The 5,275-nt window shown below is 41.8% G+C and carries 3 protein-coding genes; all 3 read left to right on the top strand.

Annotated features, from left to right (window positions below; genetic code table 11):
* Positions 1-36: 36 nt before the first annotated feature.
* Positions 37-1,878, top strand: a complete 1,842-nt coding sequence (locus tag QVP90_RS01640; RefSeq protein ID WP_021935505.1) for a TonB-dependent receptor — start codon at positions 37-39, stop codon at positions 1,876-1,878.
* 19 nt (positions 1,879-1,897) lie between these two features.
* Positions 1,898-3,616: a SusD/RagB family nutrient-binding outer membrane lipoprotein gene (locus QVP90_RS01635; protein ID WP_021935504.1), complete on the top strand. Its 1,719-nt coding sequence runs from the start codon at positions 1,898-1,900 to the stop codon at positions 3,614-3,616.
* Positions 3,617-3,668: 52 nt separating this feature from the next.
* Positions 3,669-5,275 (top strand): endo-beta-N-acetylglucosaminidase (locus QVP90_RS01630; protein WP_441293870.1); only part of this gene is annotated, 1,607 nt, incomplete at its 3' end.

Genomic DNA, 5,275 nt, shown 5'->3' with positions numbered 1-5,275 from the left:
ATTGAGATTGCTTGCGGATTTTAGGATAACTATGAATTGTTTAATGCCGAACGTCCTACCGTGCCTACTCAAAATTGGATTGTAGAGGATTATACTTCTTTGGAAGAGCATAATCAAAACCCCTATTGGATGCTGAACCGTGGAATCGGAAAGTCAATTCGTCATCGTTTTACAACTTCCGGTACATTGAAATATCAGATATTGGATTGCCTAAGTATTCAGGGACGTTTGAGTTATGAACGTGATAATACAAACTTCAGAAGAGAAAAGTATGCCAGTACTTACCGTCTTTCTATGGGAGCGTACAGTGAGACGATGAATTTCTACGAGCATTTGTTTGGAGATGCTTTGGTGAGCTTTAATAAGACATGGAATGATTTTACAGTGGCGGCAACGGCAGGTGCCAGCTTTACTAAAGAGGTGACGCACGGTACTTATCTGAATGCGGAAGGAGACCAATATTATGAAGTGGATGTGACGGATGCGAACGGTATTACGTATAAGATGCCTCAAGGTAACGTATATTTCCCTAATATCTTCCATCGGGATAACTATTATGATATCTACTATCAGGAGAATTATACCAAGAAACGATTGAACTCCGTATTCGGTACATTGCAACTCGGATATAAGGATATGGTATATCTCGATCTTACCGCTCGTAACGACTGGTCTTCCGCGTTGGCGTTTACAGAAAGTATGAGTTTCTTTTATCCTTCGGTAGGTGCTACTTTCTTGTTGGACGAGATGTTCCATATGAATGACGATCTGTTCGATATGGTGAAGTTGCGTGCTTCTTATTCGGTAGTAGGTAACGATATTCCGGCATATTACTCCCGTCCGGTAGCCACTTTGTCTAAATTGACCATCACATTGCCGACGGTTATGCCGTTCACGGATTGGAAACCTGAAAAAACGTTCTCTATCGAGGCCGGTTTTGACTTGGCAATGCTGCACAACCGTTTACGCACGGAGTTTACTTTCTATAAGGCCAATACGAAGAACCAGTATTTCCAGGTGTCGGCACCGGTAGCATCGGGATATAGCAAAAGAAATATTAATGCCGGTAATGTGGAGAACTTAGGTATCGAGGCTTCTTTAAGTTATCGTCTTGATTTCAACCATGATTGGTCGTGGACGCCGGGAATCAATTTCTCCTATAACAAGAACGAGATAAAAGAACTTTGTCCGGGGTTGGAAGAGTATAATCTTGCCGAGGCTTCCGCTTTCATTATGAAGTTGAAAAAGGGTGGCTCTTATGGTGATATATATACGTATGATTTCCAATATGACGACAACGGAAATATAAAATTGGATAACACCGGAGCGCCTCTGTTGACAAGTGATGCCGATACCTATGCCGGAAACTTTAACTCGAAATTCCATTTGGGATGGTCTAATACGATCAATTGGAAGAATCTGAATATCTATGCTTTGGTTGACGGTAAAATCGGAGGTAAAGTGCTTTCTATGACCGAAGCGATTATGGATGGATACGGAGTATCTAAGGCGACAGGAGATGCTCGTTTGAACGGCGGAGTACCCAATAAGGACGGTTCCATGATCGATGCGGAGAAATATTATTCGAGAGTAGGAGGGCGTGCACAAAATGCCGGTTTTAATGCTATGGAGTATATGTATTCTGCCACTAATTTCCGCTTGAGGGAACTTTCTGTCGGATATACATTCGAGAATTTATTTGGAATGAATAAGAACCTGACTGCTTCTGTTGTCGGTCGTAATCTATTCTTCTTGTATAAAAAGTCTCCTTGTGATCCTGATATTTCCGGTTCTACGGGAAATGGATGGCAGGGTATCGACGTATTCAGTCTGCCTGCTACACGTAGCTGGGGACTAAACTTGAAGCTGAATTTTTAATACATAAGATAAAAACGATATGAAGAATTGTTTATTTAAATATAAATCTCATTTGGCTACGGCTTTTATTGGTTTGTGCCTTGTGTCTACGGGGTGTACTGATAAGTTTGAAGAAATTAATACGGACCCGAAAGGTGTCGATGATTCGGTAACCGATATGGTGGATAAGATTCAAAGTCCGTTGGACAATATTATTCCTCACCAGGAACATCGCTATCAACTTTGGGCGAATCTTACTACGGATATCTTTGCCGGTTTTATGATGGGGGTGAATGATTTCGGTGGATCGAATAATTATAATTATCAACTCAGACCGGACCATTGTGCTCAGACATATGATGACTTCTATTTATATGTGTTTAAGTATACCAGCCAATATATACCGCAGTGTAAAGCACTGGAACGCTTTGAACTGGCAGCCATGATGCAGATTGCCAATGTAGCTGCTATTTTACCGGTAGTTACTTCTTATGGTCCTGCACAGTATTCTTGTGTGTTGGAAGGTTCGGATACGTATTATTATGATTCTGAAGAAACAATTTACAAGCGTCTGTTTCAAGACCTGAAAGAGGCTGTTGAATGGTTGAAAGATTTTCGTGACAGTAGTCCTTCTCAGGACCTCTTGGATGATTTTAAACGGGCGGATAAGGTTTGTGACGGAGATATCGATAAATGGATCAAATTTGCCAATACATTGCGTTTGCGTATTGCCATGCAGTTGGTAAAGGTTTATCCGGACTCTCAGAAAGAAGCCGAAGATGCTGTAAGAGACGGAGTGTTGACAAATTCGGATTCGGATGTGGTATTGAAATCCGGTTTGATGCTTTTCCGTATTGAAGACTTATGGAATGATACCCGTGCCAATGCTAATATAATCTCTATCTTACAAGGATACTCAGACCCTCGCTTGGAAAGATGGTTTGCTACTAATAATGCGGATATCTATAGTACGGATGATGAGTTGTCTCCTGTTGTGGAGAAAGCTACCAAATATCTGGGAGTACGGCAGGGAGTGCCGATGACCCGTACCGAATATCAAGGATACTCTAAAACGAGCCGTGTCGGTATTCCGGAACAGGGGCCCCGGCCGGTATTGCGTGTGGCTGAGGCTTATTTTCTCCGTGCGGAAGGTATGTTGAGGAACTGGAATATGGGAGACGGAACTCCGGAAAGCCTGTATAACGAAGGAATTCACAGTGCTTGGGCCAGTGTATTGGGAGATGAATCCGGATGGGCCGGTACTTACGAAAGCTATATCAACGGGTTTATCAATACTGAAGAAGGCGGTGATTTTGATTGGGAACTGTTTGAAGGTGGTTTCGGTTCTGCTCCTTATATCAATTATCGTAATCAGGAATATAATTATTATATCGAGGAGAATGGTAAGCAGGTCGGTATCAATCGCATTTCGGTAAGGTGGCATGATGAAGATTCTCCGGAAAAGAAATTGCAACGCATCATCACTCAAAAATGGATTTCTTTCTTTCCTACTTTGTCTTCTGTGGCATGGACGGAATATCGCCGTACAGGTTATCCTAAATTGATACCGATACCTTCGGACTTGAATTATAGTAACGGGGCTATCGATACGGAACTTCAGATACGCCGCTTGCCTTTTACACAAAGCGAATATCGGGGTAATACGGAGGAAGTGAATAAGGCACTCGGCTTACTGAAAGGGCCGGACAATGGGGGTACCCGTTTGTGGTGGGATGTAGATAAAGGAAATTTTGAATAATATATGGATAAAAATAGAAATATTTTAGTTTATCAATTTAATTAAATTAATTATGAAAAACAGGTTTAGTTTATTGTGCAGTGCTACACTTTTACTGGCATCTTCTGTTTGCGCACAGACGGAAGTGCGGATGGACATGTATGTACCTCTTTTCAACAGTGGGGAATGGTATGACAGTCAGAATTTTGAATCTTGGGAACCCGGACAGAATCCGGAAGAAAACTTCTTTATTTCCCGCGTTCGCCCGCGTGAGCGTTTTGTAAATGAAAAAACACAGGTGTATCCTGCCGAGGATGCTAAAGGAAAGAAGGTACTTTGGTGGATGCCTATCTCTAATGGTGATTGGACATTGAATTTGCCGTCTTATACTATGCGAAACGATATATTCAGTATGTGGTCTTATCTGGATGTACATGGTGGATGGAATCAACCGATGTTGCGTTCTTCCGGTACATTTGGAGATGTTTGCCATAAAAACGGTGTCCGGAATTCCGTGCTTGTGTTCTTTGATTCCGGAAGTACGATTGATTACACCAAGCCGTCACAAAATGCTCCTTCTAAGTTTTTTGCCATGTTGTTTAAAGAAGAAGGCGGAAAGTTTGTGAATGCGGAAAGACTGGTGAAGATGTTCCGTTATTATGGAATTAGTGGTTGGAGCATCAATCCGGAGGTGAGTATGACTCAGGATACGGCAAATAAATTGCAGGACTTCCTGGTTGCTTGTCGTGAGGCTGCTGAAAAATTAGGATGGGGAGATCAGTGGAACTTATGTTGGTATGATTCCATGCTGAACTCCGGTGGTGTTTCTTTTTCTATGAATACTTTGTATTCAAGCAATCAAAACTGGTTTGCTTACCGTGATGATAGGACGAAACAGGTTGCCGATCATTTCTTTTTGAATTATAATCATGGATCCGGCCAGATTACTAATGCGGTGAGAACAGCCAAGTCATTGGGACATAGTCCTTTTGATGTGTATACGGGGCAGCACATCGGAACTCGTGGATTAGGCGATAGCTGGGAATCTATCATGGAGAACGAAATTTCTATCGGTACCTGGGGTGAACATAGCCAAAATAATATTTTCTATAACAGTACGGATAAGGGATCGGCTCCTGAGATTCAGTCGCAGGTGTATACGGAGAAACTGGAAATGTTCTTCAGCGGTGGTAACCGTAATCCGAAAAATACCCCTGAATATATCACGTCGAGAGGAGACCTTTCTTATGCCAATATGCAGAAATTTAATGGTGTAGCTACAAAGGTTGTTGCGCAGAGTACTTTGAATGAATTGCCTTTTGTCACTTATTTTAGCTTGGGTAACGGGCTTTGTAACTATGAAAAAGGGGAGAAATTCAGTGATTTCCAATGGTATAATCTGGGTATGCAGGACTTTATGCCGACTTGGAGATGGTGGGTAATAGACGATAACGGAAACGTACCTGCTGATGCGATAAAATGTGATCTTTCTTATGATGAGGCTTATATGGGAGCTAACAGCTTGAAATTTAGTGGCAAGACTGCTAAATCGAATGTTCGCTTGTTTAAGACTCAGTTTGCGGTGAAAGGTTCTGAAAAAGCGACTTTGGTTTATAAAGTTAAAGAAGGAACGGATGCCAAAATGAAGTTGACATATAGCCTGCAAGGATCGGAAGATCA

This window comes from Bacteroides sp. CAG:189 (assembly GCF_000432295.1).
GTDB classification, from domain to species: Bacteria; Bacteroidota; Bacteroidia; order Bacteroidales; family Bacteroidaceae; genus Bacteroides; species Bacteroides salyersiae.
The sequence above is the reverse complement of the archived record's forward strand: the minus strand, read 5'-3'. Positions and strand labels throughout refer to the sequence as shown.